A 22,635-nucleotide genomic window follows, 5' to 3' on the forward strand; every position below is an offset into this window, starting at 1 on the left:
ACCCGCCGCGTGCGCCCTGAAAGTCCTCTTTCAGTGACCGCGGTGAGGGATGAAAGGTTTAATGAAGAAAATCGTGGCGAGGGCGCTTTTGTGGCGAGGGAGTAAGCTCCCTCGCCACAAAAGCAGTCTTTCAGGTTTGTCGGGTTTATTTCAGGTTGCCACTGAGAAACTGCTGGAGCCGCTCGCTTTTGGGATTGCCCAGCACGTCTTCCGGCGCGCCTTCTTCTTCCACCAGGCCCTGGTGCAGAAACAGCACCTGATCAGACACCTTGCGAGCGAAGCTCATTTCGTGGGTCACCATGATCATGGTCCGGCCTTCTTCGGCCAGGCCCTGAATCACCTTCAAGACTTCTCCCACCAACTCCGGGTCAAGGGCCGAGGTGGGTTCGTCGAACAGCATCACCTCCGGCTCCATCGCCAGGGCGCGGGCGATGGCCACGCGCTGTTGCTGACCACCGGAGAGGAACGCCGGGTACTGCTCGGCCACTCGCGCCGGCAGGCCGACCTTGTCGAGATAACGACGGGCACGGTCTTCGGCTTCCTGCTGACTGACGCCCAACACCCGGCGCGGCGCCATGGTGATGTTTTCCAGTACGCTCATGTGGCTCCACAGGTTGAAGTGCTGGAAAACCATGGCCAGGCGGGTGCGCAGGCGCTGCAGTTCCTTTTCGTCGGCCACGCGCATGCCGTGGCGGTCGTTGATCATGCGGATCGCCTGGCCGTCCAGGCTCATTGCGCCGTCGTTAGGTTGTTCCAGAAAGTTGATGCAGCGCAAAAAGGTACTTTTGCCCGAGCCGCTGGCGCCGATCAGGCTGATCACGTCGCCGGTCCTGGCCTTGAGCGAAACGCCTTTGAGCACCTGATGTTCGCCATAGCTCTTATGCAGGCCTTCGATGGTCAGTTTGTACATGGGGCATGCATCCTCAAGGCGAAAGTAGGTAGCCGCTGCGGTAGGCTTCGGCGCCGGCGACATGGGCGATCACCATGCCGGCAGTGGCCATGCGACGCAGCGAGCGGGCGTACAGCAGCCCGGCATTGCAGCAATGAACGGGGGTGACGGTGTCGTTGATGGGGTCGATGATTTGCGCCACCAGTTGCCCCGCCTCCAGGTACTCCCCGGGCACGGCGCTGTAGACCAGCAGGCCGCCGACCGGTGTCGCCACCGGCTCCACGCCGGCCAGCGGCGTAGCCGGGTAGGGCAGATCGGGCAAGGGCATCGGTTCGCCGTCAATGGCACCGAAGCGGATCAGGTATTCGATCAGGGCCTGGCAGTCGAGACTCGCCAGGTCGTGGGTGACGTCGCCCTGGCCGCGCAGTTCGACGGTGACCGAAAAACTGCCCAGGGGAATCTCGAATTGTTCGCCGAAGCGCTCCTTGAGTTGCCACCAGAGCAGGGTGAAGCATTCATCGAACGACTGACCGCCCGAATCCGTTGCCAGCAGGCTCGCTTCGGCGCCGATGTAGCGGGCCAGCGGCTCGACCTGGGGCCAGGCTTCGGGGGTGGTGTAGAGATGAGCGACCGCTTCGAAATCACAATGCAGGTCCAGCACCATGTCAGCGTCGCAGGCCAGCCGTTGCAGAACCAGGCGCTGGGATTGCAATTGCGTGCTGGCGGTCTGGCGGGCGAGGGCGTCGCGCAGGTGTTCGCGGATCAGCATCAGGTTGTGCTGTGGATCATCCGTGAGCTGGCCTTCGATCTGGTTGCCGATCTCTTCGCTGAGGTCGACGAACCGGCGGTTGAAATTCTGCCCGCTCTCCATTTCGTAGCGGCCCAGCGGCACGTCCATCAGCACTTGTTCCAGGCCGATGGGGTTGGCCACGGGCACCAGCACGATTTCGTGCCGCAGGTGACCGGATGCCTCAAGCTCGGCCAGACGCTGCTTGAGGTGCCAGGCCACCAGCATGCCGGGCAACTCATCAGCGTGCAGGGACGACTGGATGTAGATTTTGCCGACGGCTTCTTCCGGGCCGAAGTGAAAACTGTGGATCTTGCGTGCGGTCCCCGGCAGTGGGGCCAGCAGGTCATGAATCTGGTGGCGCATTTGCGTGTATGTCCTGGAACAGAAGCCCTAGTGAGTCGGCCCGAGAAAGGCCAGCCAGCGGCGTTCGGCGAGGCGGAAAAGGCCCACCAGTGCAAAGGTCACGGTCAGGTAGATCAACGCGGCGATACCGAACGACTGGAAGGTCAGGAAGGTGGCCGAGTTGGCGTCCCGGGCGACTTTGAGCACGTCTGGAACGGTAGCGGTGAACGCCACGGTCGTCGAGTGCAACATCAGGATGACTTCGTTGCTGTAGTACGGCAGCGAACGTCGCAACGCCGACGGCATGATCACGTACGCGTACAGCTTCCAGCCCGTCAAGCCATAAGCCTTGGCCGCTTCGACTTCGCCATGGTTCATGCTGCGAATCGCCCCGGCGAAGATTTCCGTGGTGTAGGCGCAGGTGTTCAGGGCGAAGGCCAGGATCGTGCAGTTCATCGCATCGCGAAAGAAGCTGTCGAGCAGGGGCTGGGCGCGCACGGCTTCGAGGCTGTAGATGCCGGTGTAGCAGATCAATAGCTGTATGTAGAGCGGCGTGCCGCGGAACAGGTACGTGTAGAACTGCACTGGCCAGCGTACGTAGACTTTGGGGGAGACCCGGGCGATGGACAGCGGGATTGAGATCACGAAGCCGATCAGCAGCGAGGCGCTGAGCAGCCACATCGTCATGGCCAGGCCAGTGATGTGATTGCCGTCGCTGTAGAGGAACGGTCGCCAGTATTCCTGAAGAAGTTCGATCATCGCACCGCCTCCCGTGCACCGGCGGCGTAACGGCGTTCAAGCCAGCGCAGCACGACATTGGACGCGCTGGTGATCAGCAGATAGATCAGCGCCGCGAGCACGAGGAAGTAAAACAGTTGGTAGGTGCTTTTGCCGGCATCCTGGGCGGCCTTGACCAAATCGGCCAGGCCGATGATCGACACCAGCGCGGTGGCCTTGAGCATCACCATCCAGTTATTGCCGATGCCCGGCAGGGCAAAGCGCATCATTTGCGGAAACACCACGAACCGAAAACGCTGGCCACGCTTGAGGCCATACGCCGTGGCGGCTTCGACCTGACCCCGGGGCACCGCGAGAATCGCCCCGCGAAAGGTCTCGGTGAAGTACGCGCCATAAATGAAGCCCAGGGTGATGACCCCGGCGCCGAATGGGTTGATCTCGATGTATTCCCATTCCATGAAGTCGGTAAAAGAGGTCAGCCAGGTTTGCAGGCTGTAGAAGATCAGCAGCATCAGCACTAGGTCCGGCACGCCGCGAATCAGCGTGGTGTAGAGCTGGGCCGGGATACGCAGCAGTTTGACGCTGGACAGCTTGGCGCTGGCCCCCAACAGGCCGAGCAAAACGCTCAGTAACAAAGACAGGACCGCCAGCTTGATGGTCATCCAGGTGCCCTGCATCAGCAGCGGGCCGAAGCCCTGCAGGCTGAAGGCGCTGAGCCCCAGATTTTGTAGGAGTTGTTCGAACATGGAAGAGGCCTTTGGCAGAAAAAAAGCGCCCATCCGAGGCCGGATGGGCGCTGCGCATTATTTGCCGCTGTACAGATTCAGATCGCCAAAGTGTTTCTTCTGGATCTCGGCGTACTTGCCGTCTTCGTGTAACGCTTTGATACCTTTATCCAAAAGAGCCTTCAGCTCTTTGTTACCTTTCTTGATACCGATGGCGGTCTTGGAAGGCAGCAGTTCGCTGTCCACGGGTTTGCTGACTTCATAGTCACCACCTTTTGGCGATTTCAAGAAGCCCAGTTCAGCCTGCAGCATGTCCTGGATCGACGCATCGAGGCGGCCGGAGGTCAGATCGGCATAAACCTGGTCCTGGTTCTGGTAGGCCTGGGTCTTGACCCCAGCCTTGTCCAGTACGGTTTTGGCATAGGTTTCCTGGATGGTGCCTTGCTCGTAACCGACGGTCTTGCCTTTGAGGGACGCGACATCTTCGCTCAGGCCGGAACCCTTCTTGAACACATACGAGGTCGGGCCGGAGAACAGTTCATTGGAGAAGTCGATGACTTTTTCCCGGGCCGGGGTCACGGTCATGGACGAGATCACGCCGTCGAACTTATTGGCCTTCAGGCCAGGGATCATGCCGTCGAAATCGCTTTCGACCCAGCGGCACTTGACCTTCAATTCTTCGCAGATTGCATTGCCCAGGTCGATATCGAAACCTACCAGGCTACCGTCGGCGGCCTTGGATTCAAACGGGGCATAGGACGGGTCGACACCAAAACGCAGTTCCTTGTATTCCTTGGCCGTGGCGACGCCGGCGGCCATGCACAACGCCAGTGCAGAAAGGGTCAGCAGTGCTTTTTTCATTATTCAATCCCTAAAACCAATATGAGCGCTTGTGGCGCGTAAGTATTGTTACCGGTGAAGGCGAGAACGGTATGACGGCATAAAGGTAGCAATTTCCGAACCAGAGTGCCGAACAAGCGTTTTAAAAACTTTGGCGGCAGCCAGCGGGACGTGATGGTGCGCGGGGATGAGCAGGCTTTAAAAGATGCACCAGGATGGCGCGGACTCTGCTGTTTTTTCAGGCCTCGGTATCAGGTCTCAATACCGGACCGCTGTGCGAGGGTGGGCTGCTAAGCGCTCGACCAAGGGATTGCCCGGTCATTTCGACATATCGGTAGGTGAACATCGACACCAGGACTACCGATCCCGCTACCAGCAAAGCGATGAGGTTGTTGAGCAGTACATTACCGAGGTCCAGGTAGCGAGTCCCGTCGATCACCGGTGCAATGTCAACGCCAACGATTTTCTTCGCCACCATGAATGCCGACACTACGCAAAACAGAACGGCCGCGTGGGTCAGGTAGATGGAATAAGACAACTTGCCGAGAAAACCGAAGCCACGGCCCGCCAACAGCCGCGACACGGCGCCACGATCAAAGGCGAATATCACAACGATGACACCGAACAACGGGCTGGCCCACAACTGCTTGCCTGCAAAATCGTTGATCACGAAAATCAGCGCCACTGTCACTGCCGCCACTTCAAGCGTGCTCAATAACCAGGTCTGGGCCCGGCTGGGCTGGGGGAGCCTCAGGTACACGGCGTAAGCCAGACAGCCAGTGAAAAAGTAAGCGAGGCCGCGCAGCGACTCGATGGTGAAGAAGGTATTACCGGCATACATCAGCGCCAAGGCCACGAGCACCACCGTCCCCCATACCCACGTCCTGATGCCGAAAGCGATACACACGATCAGGGCGAAGATCATGTAGGTGTAATACTCGATACTGATGCTCCAGGACGGATAGTTGAATGACAGTGGGTTAGTCAAATGCGTCCAGGATTGCAACAGCAGTGCATTCGGCAGGATTTCAGAAGGGGCGAACTTTCCTGAGAATGGCGCATTGTTGAAGTCCATGCCTTTTTGCGCAGCCCAATATCGACCGCACTCTAACAGTATAAAGACGCCCAACATAAAGAGGTGCAAGGGAAGCAAGCGGAAGGTTCGTGATATGAAGAACTTTCTAAAGTTGAACGTTATCGAGCTGCCATAGGCGTGCGTCAATACAAAGCCACTCAATACAAAAAAGAAAGATACAAATACTTCAGCGTGACGGAATAACAACCATTCGGTAAAACTACCGCTGACGCGCAAGTGATAGAGCATTACTGAAATGGCCATCAACCCCCTGAAACTGTCCAGTGAATGAAACCGCTGCTCTGCGCGCATGTCAGGCTCCCTTGCTTGTACGATTGGCACGTCTTGGGTTTCACTCCGGTCGCCACGTCATTGGGGCAGCACCCCGGGGAGGGTGCTGCCCACTCCCTGAATGAGGGTATCCCCGTCACTGTTGCATGAAGGGCCTGGCGCAGGATCTGGACGGTTGAAAACACTTAAATAAATAGTGGGCTCTGATGTCACGTTAGCATTGCTCTTTAAAAGAGCAAGTCGGTTTTTTCTTGTCGTGATAAATGCCCTGATGACGCAATTACGGCGTCAGAAAAACTGCTAGTGGGCGGGGCATCCATAGTTTTTTTAGAGGCGCATAAAGCGCCACCTGAATACATATTTTTAAATACCGTTCATCGACGATCCACACTATTTTTCTCACGCATGTTACACAGCGACTACTGTATAGAGCGATGATGGCAGAGCGCCAATGCGCCTCAGTTAGATGGTGAAAGGACATTATGAAACGCATCGCCGTGATATTAACGCTGGCGTTCAGCAGCCTGGCCCAGGCCGCGCCAATGCGCTGGGGCGATGTGCGTGACGGCAGCCTCTATTTGCAGGCAGGGCGCGACGACACCTTGCGCGTCAGTTGGGTGCCGGCCTGGCAAACCGACGCTAATGAAGAACGCATCTACTTGCTCGACGGCCAGGGGCAACTGCGCGACGAGCGTTTTATTCCCGCCAGCGAAGGGAGCGGCAAACAAGACTGGGCATTGCCCGCCAGCGCCGCCAGTTACCGTGTCGAAGTCCCGGGCTATAGCTTCAGGCGCTATCGCTTCGAGCACGACGACAAGACCGTCGCCCTGTTCGCGCCGACGAAAGTGCACTTCAGCGTCGAGACCGCCGCCAACGTCGAGTTGTATTTCAAGGTCCGCGGTGGCGAGCAGGCGACCTTGGCAGGCAAGTATTTCGGCGGCGTCAGGGCTCTGAATGCCGAGCGCCTGGGCGATGGCAAAACAGTCGAACTGAGGCTCAAGCCCTACCAGGAGTACCCGAAGTTCGACCAGGTTGCCTTACCCGTCAGCGATAGGGATCAAGACTGGCGCTTGCGCCTGCAAGGTAGAGGCAAAGCGGCCTTCTGGCTGGACGGCACCGCCAACCTGTTCGCCCAGCGCCCGCAGCACCTGCAGCCGCTGCGGCAGGACAGCGGCCGCACCGAGCTGGCCCTGCACCCCGACATGCTGGGCCCCACGCCGCGCCTGGGCTTGGCCTTGCCCTACCTGCTTCCACCGCCGGCAAGCTACAGCGCGCTCGACGCGCTCAAGCCCCGTGCGGGCAGCTTTTACAGCGCCGTCGACATCATGGCCGCTGACCCCCATTACGAAGATGCCTTCAGACGTTTTTATCTGGAACGCGGTGGCATTGATACGAACATCACCTTGCTGGCCGCCACTGGGCGTAAGGCCGACCTGAAGGCCAACAGCCAGAGCAACGCCGGCCTGAACGCCTGGCTGGCGGCCACCGTAGCCCTGGGTAGCGGCACGCACTACCTCTCGTTTGCCGACGAACCCAATTACAACTATCCCGACTATGCGACGTACAAGCACTTCTTCGACGCCATGTATCGTCAGGTGCTCGACTACCCGGGGGCGCGGGAGGCCGGCGTGCGCATCGCCATGCCCGCCAGCTCGCGTTTCGTCAACGGCCCGTTTACGCGACGAGGCGCCCAGCACCGTGGCATCGACTGGGCTCGGCGGATGCTCGACGAATCGGCGGCACAAATCGATGCCTTGGCCTGGCACGAGTGGATGATTCGCGACCTGCTGGCCACGCGGGTCTACCGCGACTCCGTGCGCCGGGCCGCCGAAGTCGTCGGCCTGCAAGCCGATGGCCGGCCACGCAAGGCGTTGTTGCTGGACCAGACCAATATCTCCAGTGGCTCAAGCGTGAGCCCCTACGAACAGGAGACCCACTTCGCATCGCTCTGGTGGGCCTCGGTTGCGATCAACTCAGCCCAGGATGGTTTGCTCGACGTGCTCAATTGGTTTCAGGCCGCTGACGATCCGCACCACCTCAAAGGCATGATCCGCCTGCCAGGACCCGATCGCTTCGAGCTCAAACCGGTAGGCTTGGCGCAGCAATTCATCCAGTCGCACTGGCTCGATCAGGTTCTGCGTATGGACAACAGCGCGTTCGAGGTCGATGCCCTGGCGATGGCCCGCGGCAACGAACGCAGCGTGCTGGGGGTAAACAAGGGCGACCGTCTGCAACGGATCAGCCTGCAGGGCGCAGGCACTGCCTGCCCATCCCTCGCCCTTTTCGGTCCTGATAGCCGCCAGCGCGATGCCCCTGTCCAGTGCAGGGATGGACGCATACGTTTTGAAGTACCGGGTGAAAGTATTTTCGCCTTGATGTGGAGGGCGTCATGACACGGGCCGACGCTGGCCCTGTTCGGAGGAGAACGGTCAACCTTTCAACAGATCCTGAAGCGTCGCCAGCGTGTCAGCCTCCTCGACGCTTTTGTCCTGGCGCCAGCGCAGCATCCGCGGGAAGCGCACAGCGATCCCGCTCTTGTGGCGCTTGGATAATGCAATGCCCTCGAAGCCCAGCTCAAAAACCAGGGTCGGCGTGACGCTGCTCACCGGGCCGAACTTCTCCACGGTGGTCTTGCGCACGATGCTGTCGACCTGACGCATTTGGTCATCGGTCAGTCCCGAATACGCCTTGGCGAACGGCACCAGTGTTCGTTCACGGCTGCCCGGCGGGTTGTCCCAGACGGCGAAGGTGTAGTCGCTGTACAAGCTGGCGCGGCGGCCATGCCCGCGTTGCGCATAGATCAGTACCGCGTCGACACTGAACGGGTCGATTTTCCACTTCCACCACACGCCCATGTCCTTGGTCCGGCCAACGCCGTACAGCGCGTCGCGGGCCTTGAGCATCATGCCTTCGACGCCGAGGCTGCGGGACGCTTCGCGCTGCCGGGCGAGGTCGAACCAATCTTTGCCGGTGATGATCGGGGAGGGCAACAGCACCGCGCTGCGGCAGTGGGCAATCAGGGTCTGCAGTTGTTCGCGGCGCTCGGTCTGCACACGACTGCGCCAGTCCTCGCCTTGCCATTCCAGCAGGTCGTAGGCCATCACCACCACGGGGGCGTCTTCGAGGACTTTCTTGCCCAGGGTTTTGCGGCCGATGCGTTGTTGCAGCAGGGCAAAGGGCTGCACCCTCGGTTCCAGCGGCGTATCCGGATCGAAGGCATCCGCGGTGGATGGCGGCGCGGCTTTCCATACCACGATTTCGCCGTCGATCACCGTGCCGTCGGGCAACGCCTGCGCCAGGCTGTGCAATTCGGGGAAGCGCTCGGTGACCAGCTCTTCGCCCCGGGACCAGACCCACAAATGGCCATCGCGCTTGACCACCTGGGCGCGGATTCCGTCCCACTTCCATTCCACCTGCCAGTCACTGGCCGGTCCCAGCGTCGTGTCGAATTGCTCCACCGCTTGCGATAACGCATGAGCCAGGAAGAACGGATAAGGCTGGCCGCCGCGCTGGGCGTGCTCATCAGCGGATTCGGCAGCGATGAGCTTGAGGTAGCCTGCAGCGGTCGGACGATGGGACAGGTCGGTATACCCCACCAGCCGCTGGGCGACCCGTTTGCTGTCCAGCCCGGCCATGGCCGCCAGCGCGCGTGTGACCAGCAACTTGGACACGCCCACGCGGAAACTGCCGGTGATGAGTTTGATGCACAGCATCAGGCTGGCTCGGTCGAGTTGCGCCCACAACGCCGGCAACCGCATCGCCAGCACCTCAGGCGATTCACCGCGCAGCGGCAGGAGTTTCTCTTCGATCCACAGCGACAGGCCTTCGTCGGAACGCTGAGGTGATTCTGGCAGGACCAGTGAGATGGTTTCAGCCAGATCACCCACGGCTTGATAGCTTTCTTCGAACAGCCACAGCGACAACCCGGATATCTGCACCGCCAGTTCCCTCAAGGTCTTGACCGGTACCAGTTGTCGCGGGCGCCCTCCAGACAGGAAATACACGGCCCACGCTGCGTCCTGGGGCGGGGCCTTGGTGAAGTAATCCTGCATGGCGGCGAGCTTGGCATTGCTGGAGGTGGTGGCGTCCAGTTCGGCATACAACTGGGCGAAGGCTTTCATGACGCGTCCTCGTCGGTGGCGCTGCCTGAGTCTTCTTCATCGTCACCGTATTCGGTGCTGAAGCCTTGGGCATCCAGGCCTTGCTCGCACAAATGGCGCACCAGTACGCCCACTGAACCGTGGGTGACCATCACCCGCTCGGCGCCGGTCTGTTCGATGGCCCAGAGCAAGCCGGGCCAATCGGCGTGGTCGGACAGCACAAAGCCGCGATCCACGCCGCGTCGCCGACGGGTGCCCCGCAGGCGCATCCAGCCGCTGGCGAAGGCGTCGCTGTAGTCACCGAAACGGCGCATCCAGGTGCTCCCACCGGCAGAGGGGGGAGCGATGATCAGCGCCTGGTTCATGATTGGGTCGTTCTTTTTGATGTCGCCGGCATAGATCGTCGCTGGCAAACGGATCCCGGCCTCGCGATAGACCCGGTTCAGGGGTTCTACCGCACCGTGGGCCAGGATCGGACCCAGGCTCGCGTCAATTCCGTGGAGAATCCGCTGGGCTTTGCCAAAGGAATAGCAGAACAGCACGCTGGCCCGGCCGACGGCAATGTTGCCGCGCCACCACTGATTGATTTCGTCGAAGACCTGCGCTTGAGGCTGCCAGCGATAGATCGGCAGGCCGAAGGTGGATTCGGTAATGAACGTATGACACTTCACCGGTTCGAACGGCGCGCAGGTGCCGTCGGGTTCGACCTTGTAGTCCCCGGACGCCACCCAGACCTCGCCTTTATATTCCAGGCGCACCTGGGCCGAACCCAGCACGTGGCCGGCAGGATGAAAACTCAAGCTCACGCCGTGGTGCAGCAAGCGCTCGCCGTAGGCCAGGGTTTGCAGGTTGATGTCCTGGCCCAATCGCGAACGCAAAATGCCTTCGCCGGGGGCCGCTGCCAGGTAGTGTTGGTTGCCACCACGGGCGTGATCGCCGTGGGCGTGGGTGATGACCGAACGTTCCACCGGACGCCAGGGGTCGATGTAGAAATCTCCGGGCGGGCAGTACAGGCCTTCGGGGCGGGCAATGACAAGATCCATGCATTCACCGGGAAGATGGGCTTGTCTGGTAGAGGCGGGGGCGGGAGGAGAAGTTCTATCGGGTTTGGTGCGGCAGGATCAGGTGGCAGGGCGGACAAATGTGGCGAGGGGGTTTAGCCCAGCGGGGATAAATTCCCTCGCCACACCGGACAGCTTATTTACCGGGCACCAGGGTCAAGCGCGCCTTGCCGTACGCCCGCTCAAAGTTCTGCGGCTGCAATGGCAGATTCTGATAGTTCCCCTTGATCCACGGATCAATGCCATTGACGTAGTTCGGGCTGGCGGGGTTGCCAGACTGGCCGGTGCCGCCCTGGATCATCAACGGCTCGGGCTGGCCGAAGTCGACGATGAACCGCATGGCCGGCGCCTGGGTGGTGTTGAAACTCTCGCCCCAGACGAATGCCGAGCTGTTGAGCGTGGAGGCATCGCCGCCGGCGGGCAGGGGGCCGCGGACGATTTGGCCGCTGCTGTTCTTCCATTCGTAGCGATGCAGCTTGCCCCACTGCCAAGCCTTGTGGTCACCGCCCAACTGGCTGTCGCCAGCAGTGATGGCCGCTGCCAGGCTGCGGGCCAGGATCACGGATTTGTCTTCCTTCTGCGGTGTGCGCACGTCATCCCAGAACGGGCTGTCTTCGCGACCGAGCAAGTGATCGGCCTGGGCCGAGTAGGACAACTGACCGTTGGCGAGCAGCGCTTTCCACGCCGGGCTGCTGTCCGGACCCAGTTCGTCGAGGAAGATCTGCTTCATGCTTTCCTGCAGAAACAGTTCATAAATCGCCGCGTCGGCGGAGCCTGGGCTGAGCCGGCCATCGAAAGCCATTAGCCGGGTATAGGCCTCGCGAGCCTTGGCCCGGTCCGCCACTGGTAGCGCGTCGATCGCCTGCTTGAGCGGTTGGGCCATGCCCGGGGCTTCGAAGACTTTCTTGAGCTTGGCGGCAAAGGTCGTGGTCTGGTCATATTGCATGGCAGTCAGGCTGCGGCTGTCGTGCTTGCCGGCCCCGGCCAGCTCGGCCATACGCTCGCCGCGCTCCGGTGCGCCCCAGGAATTGGACAACTGCATGCCGTAGCCGTCGGGAATGACTCGCTGGTTGGCGGCGCCGAGCCAGCCCTGGGCCGGATCCTGATCGTAGGGGTGCAGCATCGGGTCGGCGTAGCCATCCCAATCGTAGCGACCTTCCCAACCGGGCGATGGCAACAGGCCTTCACCTTCGCGGCGGTTCGGATAGCGCCCGGTAACTTGCCAACCAATGTGGCTGGCGTCGGCAAAGATCATGTTCACCGCGATGGCGCGGATTTCACGGCTGGCATCGGAGGCTTTCTCGACATTCTGCGCTCGGGACAAGTCGAAGAACGCGTCCAGGGTTTTGTCGTCGCTAAAGCTCGGCGTCTGCAAGGCCAGGCCAAGACCGTTGGCCATGGCCGAGCCCTGGACACTGTTGAGCAGCGGGCCGTGGCGGGTCTCATTCACCGCTTCGCGAATCGGTCGCTGGCCTTTGATGAAGTAGGTCTCGTTGCGGACCATCACCGGCTGCCATTTGCCGTTGACCTCGTAGGACAGACCATTGCCCTGGCGTCGGATTTTTTCCAGGAACAGGTCCTGGTTGTCGCCCAACACGCTGCTCATGCTCCAGGCCACTTTGCCGTTGAACCCCGCCAGAATCATCGGGATGCCCGCCACGGAAACCCCGGCGGCCTGATACTTGGGCGCACGAATCTGCACGGGAACCCACAGTGACGGCACGCTCAATGGGCCATGGCTGTCGCTGGCCAGCAGACTCTTGCCGTTGCGGCTGCGCTGCGGGGCGATGGCCCAGTTGCTGGAGGAAGCAATATTCAGCAAATTCAGTTCGGACAACTTAGCGCTGGCCTTGCTGACTTCGTTGAGGCCCGGGACCTGACCGCTGAGCCGCAGGCCCTGGAGCTTATCGGCCTCGGCCATCGGCAGTTGTTCATCCGGGTACGAGGGGCTCAGCCAGGCCAGTTTGTCCTGGGTGACCGTCTGGGCCAGCACCAAGGCGGCGATTTCTTCCGGCAGGTTGGCCGATTGGCTGAAATTGAGCAGGCAAAACATCAGCGCCGAATCTTGCGGTTTCCAGTATTCGGGTTTGTAGCCGTTGGCGGCCAGGTCCGGCGGCAACTTGTCGCGATAGCGGAACAGGTACGCGTTGACGCCGCGGGCATAGACTTCGAAGAAGCGTTTGAGCCGCGGCGAGGAGGCTTTGTACAGCTCGTCGGCGCTTTTCTTCAGGTTGACCGCACGCATGTAGCGATCGACGTCCAGTCGTTCGGCGCCGGACATTTCTGCCAGACGACCCTGAGCCAGCAGGCGCATGGTCACCATCTGGCTGATGCGGTCGCTGGCATGGACGTAGCCGAGGCTGAACAGGGCGTCATGGAAATTGTTGCTCTCGATCAGTGGCATGCCCATGGCATTGCGTCGAACCGAGACGTTCTGCGCCAGCCCCTTGAGCGGTTGCACGCCGGACGTCGGAGGAACCGTGTCCTGGGCGTTCCAGGTCTGGCAACCGCTCAGACCGAGCACACTGGCCACTGCGGCGGCAACGCCGAGCCGGGGGAAGGGAAAAATAGAGGCTGGCGAGGCCATGGCAAAGCTCCTGCGGGAGGGGGGGACACCGATAAAGGCGCTACGTTAGTGAGCAGGAGGAGGGCGCGCAAGCGGGGGCAGGGGTTATTTGTTGATTTGGCGATGAAAGCCTGCTGTGAGGCTTATCCACAGCAGGGTTTTGGGTGTATCAGGAGGGCTCAGGGCTTGGGCGGGTTGACCTTGTCTACCAGGGCATAGGCCTTGGCAGTGGCCGGGCGCTCCTTGATGCGATTGAACCAGCGCTGCACGTTCGGGAAGTCTTCCAGCCGCTGGCTTTGCCATTGGTGTGAAACGGTCCAGGGATAAATCGCCATGTCGGCAATGCTGTACTCGTTGCCCGCTACAAATTCACGGTCCGCCAGGCGGCGATCCAGCACACCATACAGACGAGCGGTTTCGTCGACATAGCGTTTGATCGCGTAGGGGATTTTTTCCGGGGCGAACCGGCTGAAGTGATGATTCTGCCCGGCCATCGGCCCCAGGCCGCCCATCTGCCAGAACAGCCACTGCAACACTTCTTGCCGTCCGCGCAAATTCTCTGGAATGAACTGGCCGGTTTTTTCCGCCAGGTACAGCAGGATCGCGCCCGACTCGAACAGCGAAATCGGCTCGCCACCATCGGCGGGTTTGTGGTCGATGATCGCCGGAATGCGGTTGTTGGGGGCGATTTTCAGGAAATCGGGCTTGAACTGCTCTGCCTGGCCGATGTTGATCGGGTGCACCTTGTAGGGCATGCCGGCTTCTTCAAGGAACAACGAGATTTTATGGCCGTTGGGCGTGGTCCAGTAATACAGGTCGATCATGGAGGGCTCCAGATAAGACAGCGTGATGGATGGACAACACATGACGGCGGGAGGTCGTCCTGATTGCCGAAAGGCTTGCCTGTAGGAAGAGGTGATGCTCAAGTGTGGAAAATTCAATGACCGAACACGAGAAAACCGGCATGGAGTTACAGAAAAACGCAGCGTTGATTCTTATCGATCAACAAAAAGGCATCCTTCACCCCAGGCTAGGCCCTCGCAACAACCCCGATGCGGAGCTGCGCATGCTCCAGTTGCTCGATTTCTGGCGACAATCGGCACGGCCGGTGATTCATGTCCACCACCTGTCCCGCTCGCCGGACTCAGTATTCTGGCCCGGGCAATCGGGCGTGGAGGTTCAGGAGCGGTTCGAGCCGTTAGCCGGGGAAAGGCTGGTTCAAAAGCAGGTGCCGGATGCGTTCTGCGACACGCGCCTGGAGACAGACTTGCGGGAAGCGGGGATTGAGCAATTGGTGATCGTGGGCGTGGCGACGAACAACTCAGTGGAGTCCACGGCGCGTACGGCCGGCAATCTGGGATTCGACACTTGGGTGGCCGAAGACGCGTGTTTTACCTTCGACAAGGCTGACTATTTTGGCCATGCCCGTTCGGCTGGCGAGGTCCATGCCATGTCGCTGGGCAACTTGCATGGCGAGTATGCGACAGTGGTCAGCGTGAAGGAGATTCTTGCGGCGGGTTGAAACCGAGTGTGTGGGGTTGCCCCAGCCGGTATGGATTAGCCTCAAACGCCCCATCGCGAGCAGGCTCCCACAGGGCTCAGTAGTGAATCCAGATTTTGTGTTCGCCGCAGGCCCCTGTGGGAGCGAGCCTGCTCGCGAGGACGATTCAATAGGCGAAGATTATCTTCGCCCGGATCATCAAGCGCCGTGGCACTTCTTGAATTTCTTGCCATTGCCGCATGGGCAAGGGTCGTTGCGGCCGACATCCTTCAGGGTGTTGCGCACGGGTTCCTGGTGGGCGTGGCCACAGTTGGGGCCATGGACATGTCCGTGATCATGATCGTGGTGATGGTCATGATCGTGGTTGCAGTCAGGGCCATGGACGTGGGGTTGCTGGGTCATCGGGGTTACTCCGCAATAAAATCGGCGGCGATTATCACGCCATTGCGCCTCAGGTGCACGTAGTGGGCGATGAATAAACCGGTTTCCAGCTCACCTTCCAGGCGATAGGGGATCTGCTGGCGAGGTTTTTCGAGCATTTTCACCAGCTTGCGCACTTGCGGCCACAGGTTGGTGCGGATCGGAACCCTGAAGTAGCGGCTATGCCCGGGACGCACCGTGAACCAGTGCTCGTGCTCTCCTTCGGTCAGCAACAGGTCGCCCAGATGAATGCGGTAGGTTATGCCGCGCACGGTCAAATCATTGTCGTCGGGGTTGTCCACACGAAAGTGCAGCGTGAACTTCTGCTCCACCAGCCGCGCCCGTACCACCTCGACCTTGGTCAGATGCACCTGCGGTTCAGGGGCCTCATCACCTCGCCAGGACGCACAACTGCCGAGCCCGATGAACAGCAGCAGGCAGGTGATGCGCAGCAGATGTGATGAAAGGGTCATGTCCGTGCCTCTGGTTTATCCCAGTCTAGCCTGCTGGCGAGCGCAGCAGTGTCGGACGATTCCGATATCAGCGATTAAAGTAGCCTGCGCAGCACTTCTTGAATTTGTGCCCACTGCCGCACGGGCAGGTGTCGTTGCGTCCGGTCTTGACTGGCACTGTCGGGTCGATGAAGTACCAGCGTGCGCCGTTCTGTACGAAGGATGACTGTTCGCGGTGGCTGTGTTCCCCCTGGCCGTCGTGCCAGCGCGCGGTGAAGGTGACAAAGGCGTGTTCGGGTTGGCCACCGAATACTTCGCTGCTTTCCACCTCCAGTCCGAGCCATGTGCTTTTGGCGCTCCACTCGCTGATGGATTGGCGATCCAGGCCGTCCTGCTGGGCGGGCAAGGTCGTGGCCACCAGATAGTCCACCAATCCCAGCACGTAGGCACTATAACGCGAACGCATCAAGGCTTCGGCGCAGGGCGCCGGGTGACCATCGTGGTAATGGCCGCAGCAGGCGTCCAGTGGGTTGCCACTGCCGCACGGGCAAATGGTTGTGTGCATGCTTGTGTTCACGGCTACCACCAGTATTTTCCAAAGTTTTCCGGGTTGGCCCAAAAGCGTGAGTTGAGCCAGTCAGGGACTTGTTTGTATTCAAGCAGATCGTAGGTAAACAGGGTCAGCACCTGCTCCTCGCGCTGGAATCGCTCACTGGCCTGCAGGGCCAGGGAAAAGAAATCAGTTTCTTGCCAGCCGCAGGCATTGAGGTCCGCCAGCACGGCGATACGGCTGGCGTTGAGATTGCGGATGCCACCCAACAGGTTCAGACCGTCACGTTTGGGCAAATGCTCCAGGCAATCAAGCGCCAGGGCCAGGTCAAAACGTCGCGCCGCCACGTCCGCCGCAAGGGCGCCAGGGGCGGCGTGGACCACTTCAGTATCAGGATGCGCTTGCTGGAACGCCTCAAGGGCAGGGAAGCTGCTGGCCCCGATCAACAGCAGTTTTTTCGGGGCATAACGGTCCAGCACGGCAGCCAGGGCTTGCTGGGGCGTACGGGAAGAAATGGCAACGGTCATCGAAGTTCCTCTGTCAGAGCCGCCACGATAGCCTGCGCGGACCCCATGGCCTAGAGCGGTTTGTGCTTAAACGTATCGATCTACGGCAAATAGGGGGCAAAAACCGCGATAGCGTGATGCTGGCGCGGATGCGGAGTCGGGTCTTTACTCCCCTGAATCGGCGCAAAGCCGATCCCTCAAGGAGAAAACCCAATGAGCATAGTTCGCACAGCGTTACCCTTGGTTCTGCTGACCGGTGTGTTGACTGGTTGCGCAGGTTTGCAGAAAACCGATTGGCCGACCTGCGCGGCGGTTGGCGGTGTGACGGGCGCTGGATTGGGCGCCATCGAAAGCACCTCCTGGGCCGGCGGTGGTGCATTGTTTGTCGGCACCATGGCGGCGGCTTATTGCTGGGTGCATGGCGACGGCGATGAGGATGGCGATGGCGTGCCGGACAGCCGCGACAAATGCCCGGGCACGCCTAAGGGCGTGCAAGTCGATGCCGACGGCTGCCCGCCACCGGCACCGGCGCCGATGGTTGAAGAAGTCGTGGTGGTCCAGGAAGAAACCATTGTGATCCGTGACGTGCATTTCGAATTCGACAAGGCCACGCTGACGGCGGCAGACAAGGAGGTCCTGAGCACGATTGCAACCCGACTCAAACAGGAAACGTCCACCGCGCAACTGCGCGTCACCGGCCACACCGACAGCGTCGGCAGCGATGCCTATAACCAGCGCCTGTCTGAACAACGGGCCAACGCGGTGGTGCAATACCTGGTTGAGAGCGGCGTGCCCCGTTCCAGCTTCGTTTCGGTGGAGGGGGCCGGTGAGAGCCAGCCGGTGGCGGACAACAGCACCGCCGATGGTCGGGCCATGAACCGCCGCACGGAGATCAAGATAAATCGCTGAAGCCCCCGTCATCCGCGGCTTGTACAGTCGCGGATGCGGGTCTTTACTCCTGTGTGACCGGTATGGGCCGGTAACACAGGAGCATTCACCATGAACGTTCTACTCAGGGCCGCCTTACCGGTACTGCTGGCGGGCAGTCTATTGTCAGGTTGTGCCACTCACAGCGATGGCGGCGCACCGCTTAATCAACGCACCTGGCCAGTCTGTAGCTTGATCGGCGGTCTGGTTGGCGGCGGCCTGGGGGCCCTCGAAAGCAGCGGTTGGGCGGCGGGCGGTGCTGCGCTGGGGCTGTTGACCGGCGGCCTGATCTGCTACGCCCAGGATGGCGACGAGGACGATGACGGCGTGTTCGACCGCCGTGACCGTTGTCCCGACACGCCGGCCAATACCCCGGTTGAACATCATGGTTGCCCGTTGCCGCAATACCCGGTCAGCGCTCCGCCGGTTGAACCTCAGGCACCGGCCACTGAAGTGATCACCCTCAACGATGCCGGCAAGGTGCTGTTCGACTTCGATAAATCCGATCTCACTCAAGACGCGCGAAGCCAACTCGATGGGCTGATGAGCAAATTGAGTCATGCCAATGTCGCCAGTATTCGCGTGGTGGGGCACACCGACAGCGTCGGCACTGACGCCTACAACCAGGGGTTGTCCGAGCGTCGGGCAAGCAGCGTGGTGGAATATCTGCTTACCCAGGGGCTTTCACCGGACAAGCTCACCAGTGAAGGCAAGGGTGAAAGCGAGCCGGTGGCTGACAACGAGACCGATGAGGGGCGGGCGCAGAATCGTCGGGTTGAGTTGCATGTCCAGCGCTGAGCCGCGTGCCAGAGCCGTCGGGTCGCCAGTGGGGCGACCCGACGAGTCGAGGTTTGCGTCAGATTAAATTTGCCCTGGCCTCTGGCTTATTCTGCGCGCAAGCCGTTACTGTGCGTGCAAAGAATAATACTTACCGGGGGGATGTATGAAGCTGTTATGGGCGCTGGGGCGCTTGTTGACCCTGCTGTTCTGGCTGGTGGTGCTGGTCAACCTGGTCATGCCGTTCGTTCATCCGCTGCATCTGCTGGTCAATTTTGGCGCAGCGATGTTGCTGGCGATCCATTTGCTGGAACTGGTGTTGTTTCGAGCCAGCTTGCGCGGCCGGCCGGCTTCAGGCCGTGATCGCCTGCGAGTGCTGCTGTTCGGCATCTTCCACCTGCAAACCCTCCCGATCGCCGCCGAGGCTTCCCATGCGTAAATTGTGTCTGCTTGTCGCACTCGTGTGCCCCTGGGCCAGTGCCCAAGTGATCCAGGTCGAAACCCATTCCTTGATGCGCCTGCCCAATACCACCAGCGCCCTGACACTGGAACGGCTGGAGGTGGCCGATTACGGCACGTTGCTGGTGCCTGCCAACGTCACTGAGTTGACCATTGGCCAACTGCACCTGGGGCGCGAAGCACGGATCGCCATCGTGCCTGGGCAACAGACACTGCAGATAAAAGTTGCCGAGGGGGAACTGGCCGACGGCAGTCAGATCACGGCTCGGGGCGCGCCCGGAACCTATACCAAAGCGGCACGACCGGGGCGTGATCTCAATCTGCGCTTCAATGCCTTGAATGCGCCATTGTTGTCGGTGGATGCCCGCGGTGGAACCGGTGCGCCAGGTTACGTGGGCCTCGACGGCGCCAACGGCCAGGCGCCGGGTTGTACGTGGGGGGCAGCCGGTCGCGGTGCCGACGGCAGCAATGGCAGCGATGGCCAGCCGGGTGCGGCGGGTGCGCAGGTGCGTCTCGAACTGCCCCGTGATTATCCCGATGAGCAGATCAAGGTTACGGTGGAGGGTGGCGCGGGCGGCGCCGCTGGAGCCGGAGGTAAACCCGGCGCTGGCGGCAAGGCCAAGGGGTGCTTCGTCTATACCGTCGACGGTGGCAAAAGCGGTCGCCCTGGTGCCGATGGCCAGCCAGGACCAGCCGGAGCAGCGGGGGCGGTGACGGTGCAGCGATTCTAAGAGGACTGGGCTCGAGACCTGTGGGAGCGAGCCTGCTCGCGTTGGCAGGGTATCAGTCAACCTAGATGTGACTGACCCACCGTTATCGCGAGCAGGCTCGCTCCCACCAGGGGATACGCTAAGTTCAGAACATCGGCCGCGCCGCGCCAATCGCCACCACCAGCAACCCGATCAACAGATTAATCCCCACCAACTGCCGGATTTTCCCCAGTACCGCCGCGCCCGTCGGCCAGTCCTGGGCTGCTACGGCCTTGCGCAGGGCCGGCAATTGCAATCCCTGGATGCGGATAAACAGCGCCGTCATCACCACATACAAGCCGATCATGATCTGCACATAACGTGGCGCGGTCTCGAAGCCGGCAAAGCGCATGTGGATCAGGCCCACGCCGCTGATCGGCAAAAGCACCACTGCGACCCAGACCCAAACGAAAAAACGCTGAAACACTTCTGTCCATAATTTGAGCCGGGCCGGCCCCTCAAGGGCCGCGATTGCGGCGGGGCGCAGGATCATCCAGGCGAAGAACATACCGCCGACCCAGACCAGGGCCGCCAGTAAATGCAGGGTGTAGACGAGGGCAAAGAGTGTCATTGAGTTACTCCGTTCTGCGCAGGATTGATTAGCGGGGTATGATAGCCGCCGATCCGAACCACTGAAAATTTATCCAGCGTTTTTAGCGCCCGACCATTCATGATCAGCACCGAACTCAAAACCACGATCCAGGGCGCCTATTCGCGTTTTCTCGAAGCCAAGAGCCTCAAGCCGCGATATGGCCAGCGCCTGATGATTGCCGAAGTGGCAAAAGTCCTGGGTGACATCGACACCGACGACGAAGGCCGGCGCAGTGGCGAGCCTGCCGTCGTGGCGGTGGAGGCCGGCACCGGCACCGGCAAGACCGTGGCCTACAGCCTGGCGGCAATCCCCACCGCCAAGGCCGCCGGCAAACGCCTGGTGATCGCCACGGCCACGATCGCCTTGCAGGAGCAGATCGTTTTCAAGGACCTGCCTGACCTGATGCGCAACAGCGGGCTGAATTTCAGCTTCGCCCTGGCCAAGGGCCGTGGGCGCTACATGTGCCTGTCCAAGCTCGACATGTTGCTCCAGGAAGGCCAGGCGCAGACCGCCACGGCCCAGTTGTTCGAGGAAGAAGGCTTCAAGATCGAAGTCGATGAGGCCAGCCAGAAGCTGTTTACCAGCATGATCGAAAAACTGGCCGGCAATAAATGGGACGGCGACCGCGACAGCTGGTCCACCGCCCTGGAAGACGCCGACTGGTCACGCCTGACTACCGATCACAGCCAGTGCACCAACCGTCATTGCCCGAACTTCGGCCAGTGCGCCTTTTACAAGGCCCGCGAAGGCATGGGCAAGGTCGACGTCATTGTCACCAACCACGACATGGTCCTGGCCGACCTGGCCCTGGGCGGTGGCGCGGTGCTGCCGGATCCGCGTGACACGATCTATGTGTTCGACGAAGGTCACCACCTGCCGGACAAGGCCATCGGCCATTTCGCCCATTACACCCGGCTGCGCTCCACCGCTGACTGGCTGGAAACCACCGCCAAGAACCTCACCAAGCTGTTGGCCCAACACCCGCTGCCGGGTGACCTGGGTAAGTTCATCGAGCAGGTGCCCGAGCTGGCCCGTGAAATCAAGACGAACCAGCAGTTCATGTTCAGTGCCTGCGAACAAGTGGCGGATTTCAAGCCCGGCGAAGACGTCGAGGGTCGTGATCGACCTCGCCATCGCTTTGTCGGCGGCGTCATACCCGAGCACATGCGCGAGATGGGCATCGAGCTCAAGAAAGGCTTTGCCCGCCTGACCGACCTGTTCACCCGTCTGACCGACCTGCTCAAGGAAGGCATGGATGGCGAGGTCAATATCGGTATCGCCAGCAACCAGGCCGAGGAGTGGTACCCGTTGTTCGGCAGTCTGCTGTCCCGCTCCCAGGGTAACTGGGAGTTGTGGACCGCGTTCACGACTGAAGACCCGGAAGACAACCCGCCGATGGCGCGTTGGTTGACCCTGGCCGAAAGCGGCTCGCTGTTCGACATCGAGGTCAATGCCAGCCCGATCCTGGCGGCGGAAATGCTGCGTCGCAACCTGTGGAATGTCGCCTACGGCGCGCTGGTGACTTCCGCCACGCTGACCGCCCTGGGCACGTTCGACCGTTTCCGCATGCGCGCCGGCCTGCCGAAAAAAGCCGTGACCGCCGTGGTTCCGAGCCCCTTCCATCATGCCGACGCCGGCGTGCTGCGGGTCCCGGACCTCAAGGCTGATCCGCGGGATGCCGCCGCCCACACCGCGGCGATTATTCGCGACCTGCCGGAACTGGTGGAAGGCTCGCGGGGCACCCTGGTGCTGTTTTCCTCGCGCAAACAGATGCAGGACGTGTTCGACGGCCTCGACCGCGACTGGCGCAAGCAAGTGTTCATCCAAGGCAACCTGTCCAAGCAGGAAACCCTGAACAAGCACAAAGCGCGGGTCGATGGCGGCGATTCCAGCGTGCTGTTCGGCCTGGCGAGTTTTGCCGAAGGCGTGGATTTGCCCGGTGCCTACTGTGAGCATGTGGTGATCGCCAAGATCCCGTTTTCGGTTCCGGACGACCCGGTGGAAGCCGCGTTGGCCGAATGGATCGAGGCCCGCGGTGGTAACCCGTTCATGGAGATCTCCGTGCCGGACGCCTCGCTGAAACTGGTCCAGGCCTGTGGTCGATTGCTGCGCACCGAAGAAGACCGCGGCACCATCACCTTGCTCGACCGCCGACTGGTGACCCAGCGCTACGGCAAGGCGATCCTCAACGCCCTGCCACCGTTTCGGCGGGAGATATCCTAGCCTCCCGGTGATTTTTGACTGAGGAGGTCTCTGTGGCGAGGGGATTTAGCGAAACGGGCTGT

Annotated in this window: 22 protein-coding genes; 7 read left to right on the top strand and 15 right to left on the bottom strand. The window is 60.9% G+C overall.

What is annotated here, in order from left to right; translation table 11 throughout:
- Positions 1-145: 145 nt before the first annotated feature.
- From AC3I65_RS05475 to AC3I65_RS05500, 6 genes are all read right to left on the bottom strand, one after another.
- Positions 146-910, bottom strand: coding sequence for an ABC transporter ATP-binding protein (locus AC3I65_RS05475; protein ID WP_047228424.1), 765 nt, complete (start codon positions 908-910; stop codon positions 146-148).
- A 13-nt stretch (positions 911-923) separates the two neighbouring features.
- Positions 924-2,042, bottom strand: a complete 1,119-nt coding sequence (locus AC3I65_RS05480; RefSeq protein ID WP_047228423.1) for a succinylglutamate desuccinylase/aspartoacylase family protein — start codon at positions 2,040-2,042, stop codon at positions 924-926.
- 27 nt (positions 2,043-2,069) lie between these two features.
- A complete protein-coding gene (locus AC3I65_RS05485) occupies positions 2,070-2,780 on the bottom strand; it encodes an ABC transporter permease (RefSeq protein ID WP_047228422.1) in 711 nt (236 codons plus the stop codon).
- Positions 2,777-3,505: an ABC transporter permease gene (locus AC3I65_RS05490; protein WP_047228421.1), complete on the bottom strand. Its 729-nt coding sequence runs from the start codon at positions 3,503-3,505 to the stop codon at positions 2,777-2,779. The genes AC3I65_RS05485 and AC3I65_RS05490 overlap by 4 nt, the downstream gene beginning before the upstream one ends.
- Before the next feature lie 57 nt (positions 3,506-3,562).
- A complete protein-coding gene (locus tag AC3I65_RS05495) occupies positions 3,563-4,345 on the bottom strand; it encodes a transporter substrate-binding domain-containing protein (protein WP_047228420.1) in 783 nt (260 codons plus the stop codon).
- Between the two features lie 217 nt (positions 4,346-4,562).
- Positions 4,563-5,711: an acyltransferase family protein gene (locus AC3I65_RS05500; RefSeq protein WP_488523527.1), complete on the bottom strand. Its 1,149-nt coding sequence runs from the start codon at positions 5,709-5,711 to the stop codon at positions 4,563-4,565.
- A 461-nt stretch (positions 5,712-6,172) separates the two neighbouring features.
- Here AC3I65_RS05500 and AC3I65_RS05505 point away from each other — a divergent pair, with 461 nt between their 5' ends.
- Complete coding sequence (locus tag AC3I65_RS05505) at positions 6,173-8,083, top strand: ECF-type sigma factor family protein (RefSeq protein ID WP_488523528.1); 1,911 nt, start codon at positions 6,173-6,175, stop codon at positions 8,081-8,083.
- Positions 8,084-8,119: 36 nt separating this feature from the next.
- Here the strand turns inward: AC3I65_RS05505 and AC3I65_RS05510 are convergent, their stop codons facing one another.
- From AC3I65_RS05510 to AC3I65_RS05525, 4 genes are all read right to left on the bottom strand, one after another.
- Positions 8,120-9,811 (bottom strand): ATP-dependent DNA ligase, encoded by a 1,692-nt coding sequence (locus tag AC3I65_RS05510; RefSeq protein ID WP_488523529.1) that lies wholly within the window; start codon positions 9,809-9,811, stop codon positions 8,120-8,122.
- Entirely contained in the window at positions 9,808-10,833 is a 1,026-nt protein-coding gene (locus AC3I65_RS05515; protein WP_076386094.1) for a ligase-associated DNA damage response exonuclease, read from the bottom strand. Before AC3I65_RS05515 ends, AC3I65_RS05510 begins: the two co-directional genes overlap by 4 nt.
- Positions 10,834-10,987: 154 nt before the next feature.
- Positions 10,988-13,438, bottom strand: a complete 2,451-nt coding sequence (locus AC3I65_RS05520) for a penicillin acylase family protein (protein ID WP_488523530.1) — start codon at positions 13,436-13,438, stop codon at positions 10,988-10,990.
- Positions 13,439-13,596: 158 nt separating this feature from the next.
- Entirely contained in the window at positions 13,597-14,241 is a 645-nt protein-coding gene (locus AC3I65_RS05525; protein ID WP_047228414.1) for a glutathione binding-like protein, read from the bottom strand.
- A gap of 140 nt (positions 14,242-14,381) precedes the next feature.
- Between AC3I65_RS05525 and AC3I65_RS05530 the strand changes: the two genes are divergently transcribed.
- On the top strand, positions 14,382-14,939 hold the full coding sequence (locus AC3I65_RS05530) for a cysteine hydrolase family protein (protein ID WP_487777698.1): 558 nt from the start codon (positions 14,382-14,384) through the stop codon (positions 14,937-14,939).
- 177 nt (positions 14,940-15,116) lie between these two features.
- Here AC3I65_RS05530 and AC3I65_RS05535 read toward each other — a convergent pair whose 3' ends face one another.
- From AC3I65_RS05535 to AC3I65_RS05550, 4 genes are all read right to left on the bottom strand, one after another.
- A complete protein-coding gene (locus tag AC3I65_RS05535; protein WP_047228413.1) occupies positions 15,117-15,320 on the bottom strand; it encodes an SEC-C metal-binding domain-containing protein in 204 nt (67 codons plus the stop codon).
- A 5-nt stretch (positions 15,321-15,325) separates the two neighbouring features.
- Entirely contained in the window at positions 15,326-15,811 is a 486-nt protein-coding gene (locus AC3I65_RS05540; RefSeq protein ID WP_488523531.1) for an LEA/WHy family protein, read from the bottom strand.
- 67 nt (positions 15,812-15,878) lie between these two features.
- A complete protein-coding gene (locus AC3I65_RS05545; protein ID WP_047228411.1) occupies positions 15,879-16,355 on the bottom strand; it encodes a YchJ family protein in 477 nt (158 codons plus the stop codon).
- A gap of 14 nt (positions 16,356-16,369) precedes the next feature.
- On the bottom strand, positions 16,370-16,867 hold the full coding sequence (locus AC3I65_RS05550) for a DUF6231 family protein (RefSeq protein WP_047228410.1): 498 nt from the start codon (positions 16,865-16,867) through the stop codon (positions 16,370-16,372).
- A gap of 192 nt (positions 16,868-17,059) precedes the next feature.
- On the opposite strand from AC3I65_RS05550, the gene AC3I65_RS05555 reads away from it, so the two are divergent.
- The 4 genes from AC3I65_RS05555 to AC3I65_RS05570 all read left to right on the top strand — a co-directional run bounded on the left by AC3I65_RS05555 (position 17,060) and on the right by AC3I65_RS05570 (position 19,740).
- Positions 17,060-17,755, top strand: a complete 696-nt coding sequence (locus tag AC3I65_RS05555) for a PA1041 family peptidoglycan-binding anchor lipoprotein (protein ID WP_047228409.1) — start codon at positions 17,060-17,062, stop codon at positions 17,753-17,755.
- Positions 17,756-17,845: 90 nt separating this feature from the next.
- Positions 17,846-18,571, top strand: coding sequence for a PA1041 family peptidoglycan-binding anchor lipoprotein (locus tag AC3I65_RS05560; RefSeq protein WP_488523532.1), 726 nt, complete (start codon positions 17,846-17,848; stop codon positions 18,569-18,571).
- A 145-nt stretch (positions 18,572-18,716) separates the two neighbouring features.
- Positions 18,717-18,989 (top strand): DUF1145 domain-containing protein, encoded by a 273-nt coding sequence (locus AC3I65_RS05565; RefSeq protein WP_047228407.1) that lies wholly within the window; start codon positions 18,717-18,719, stop codon positions 18,987-18,989.
- Positions 18,982-19,740 carry a collagen-like protein gene (locus AC3I65_RS05570; protein WP_488523533.1) on the top strand — a complete coding sequence of 253 codons (759 nt, stop codon included), beginning with the start codon at positions 18,982-18,984 and terminating at the stop codon, positions 19,738-19,740. The genes AC3I65_RS05565 and AC3I65_RS05570 overlap by 8 nt, the downstream gene beginning before the upstream one ends.
- A 124-nt stretch (positions 19,741-19,864) precedes the next feature.
- On the opposite strand, the gene AC3I65_RS05575 is transcribed toward AC3I65_RS05570, so the two are convergent.
- Complete coding sequence (locus tag AC3I65_RS05575) at positions 19,865-20,329, bottom strand: CopD family protein (protein WP_488523534.1); 465 nt, start codon at positions 20,327-20,329, stop codon at positions 19,865-19,867.
- Between the two features lie 99 nt (positions 20,330-20,428).
- Here AC3I65_RS05575 and dinG point away from each other — a divergent pair, with 99 nt between their 5' ends.
- Positions 20,429-22,573, top strand: a complete 2,145-nt coding sequence (dinG, locus tag AC3I65_RS05580) for an ATP-dependent DNA helicase DinG (RefSeq protein ID WP_047228404.1) — start codon at positions 20,429-20,431, stop codon at positions 22,571-22,573.
- The last annotated feature ends 62 nt before the right edge of the window (positions 22,574-22,635 follow it).

The sequence above is a fragment of the Pseudomonas sp. N-1-13 genome, from assembly GCF_057787095.1.

Bases quoted from the DNA above. Each gene is read 5' to 3' on its own strand.
- AC3I65_RS05475 (WP_047228424.1), bottom strand. From the start codon at position 910: ATGTACAAACTGACCATCGAAGGCCTGCATAAGAGCTATGGCGAACAT.
- AC3I65_RS05480 (WP_047228423.1), bottom strand. From the start codon at position 2,042: ATGCGCCACCAGATTCATGACCTGCTGGCCCCACTGCCGGGGACCGCA.
- AC3I65_RS05485 (WP_047228422.1), bottom strand. From the start codon at position 2,780: ATGATCGAACTTCTTCAGGAATACTGGCGACCGTTCCTCTACAGCGAC.
- AC3I65_RS05490 (WP_047228421.1), bottom strand. From the start codon at position 3,505: ATGTTCGAACAACTCCTACAAAATCTGGGGCTCAGCGCCTTCAGCCTG.
- AC3I65_RS05495 (WP_047228420.1), bottom strand. From the start codon at position 4,345: ATGAAAAAAGCACTGCTGACCCTTTCTGCACTGGCGTTGTGCATGGCC.
- AC3I65_RS05500 (WP_488523527.1), bottom strand. From the start codon at position 5,711: ATGCGCGCAGAGCAGCGGTTTCATTCACTGGACAGTTTCAGGGGGTTG.
- AC3I65_RS05505 (WP_488523528.1), top strand. From the start codon at position 6,173: ATGAAACGCATCGCCGTGATATTAACGCTGGCGTTCAGCAGCCTGGCC.
- AC3I65_RS05510 (WP_488523529.1), bottom strand. From the start codon at position 9,811: ATGAAAGCCTTCGCCCAGTTGTATGCCGAACTGGACGCCACCACCTCC.
- AC3I65_RS05515 (WP_076386094.1), bottom strand. From the start codon at position 10,833: ATGGATCTTGTCATTGCCCGCCCCGAAGGCCTGTACTGCCCGCCCGGA.
- AC3I65_RS05520 (WP_488523530.1), bottom strand. From the start codon at position 13,438: ATGGCCTCGCCAGCCTCTATTTTTCCCTTCCCCCGGCTCGGCGTTGCC.
- AC3I65_RS05525 (WP_047228414.1), bottom strand. From the start codon at position 14,241: ATGATCGACCTGTATTACTGGACCACGCCCAACGGCCATAAAATCTCG.
- AC3I65_RS05530 (WP_487777698.1), top strand. From the start codon at position 14,382: ATGGAGTTACAGAAAAACGCAGCGTTGATTCTTATCGATCAACAAAAA.
- AC3I65_RS05535 (WP_047228413.1), bottom strand. From the start codon at position 15,320: ATGACCCAGCAACCCCACGTCCATGGCCCTGACTGCAACCACGATCAT.
- AC3I65_RS05540 (WP_488523531.1), bottom strand. From the start codon at position 15,811: ATGACCCTTTCATCACATCTGCTGCGCATCACCTGCCTGCTGCTGTTC.
- AC3I65_RS05545 (WP_047228411.1), bottom strand. From the start codon at position 16,355: ATGCACACAACCATTTGCCCGTGCGGCAGTGGCAACCCACTGGACGCC.
- AC3I65_RS05550 (WP_047228410.1), bottom strand. From the start codon at position 16,867: ATGACCGTTGCCATTTCTTCCCGTACGCCCCAGCAAGCCCTGGCTGCC.
- AC3I65_RS05555 (WP_047228409.1), top strand. From the start codon at position 17,060: ATGAGCATAGTTCGCACAGCGTTACCCTTGGTTCTGCTGACCGGTGTG.
- AC3I65_RS05560 (WP_488523532.1), top strand. From the start codon at position 17,846: ATGAACGTTCTACTCAGGGCCGCCTTACCGGTACTGCTGGCGGGCAGT.
- AC3I65_RS05565 (WP_047228407.1), top strand. From the start codon at position 18,717: ATGAAGCTGTTATGGGCGCTGGGGCGCTTGTTGACCCTGCTGTTCTGG.
- AC3I65_RS05570 (WP_488523533.1), top strand. From the start codon at position 18,982: ATGCGTAAATTGTGTCTGCTTGTCGCACTCGTGTGCCCCTGGGCCAGT.
- AC3I65_RS05575 (WP_488523534.1), bottom strand. From the start codon at position 20,329: ATGACACTCTTTGCCCTCGTCTACACCCTGCATTTACTGGCGGCCCTG.
- dinG (WP_047228404.1), top strand. From the start codon at position 20,429: ATGATCAGCACCGAACTCAAAACCACGATCCAGGGCGCCTATTCGCGT.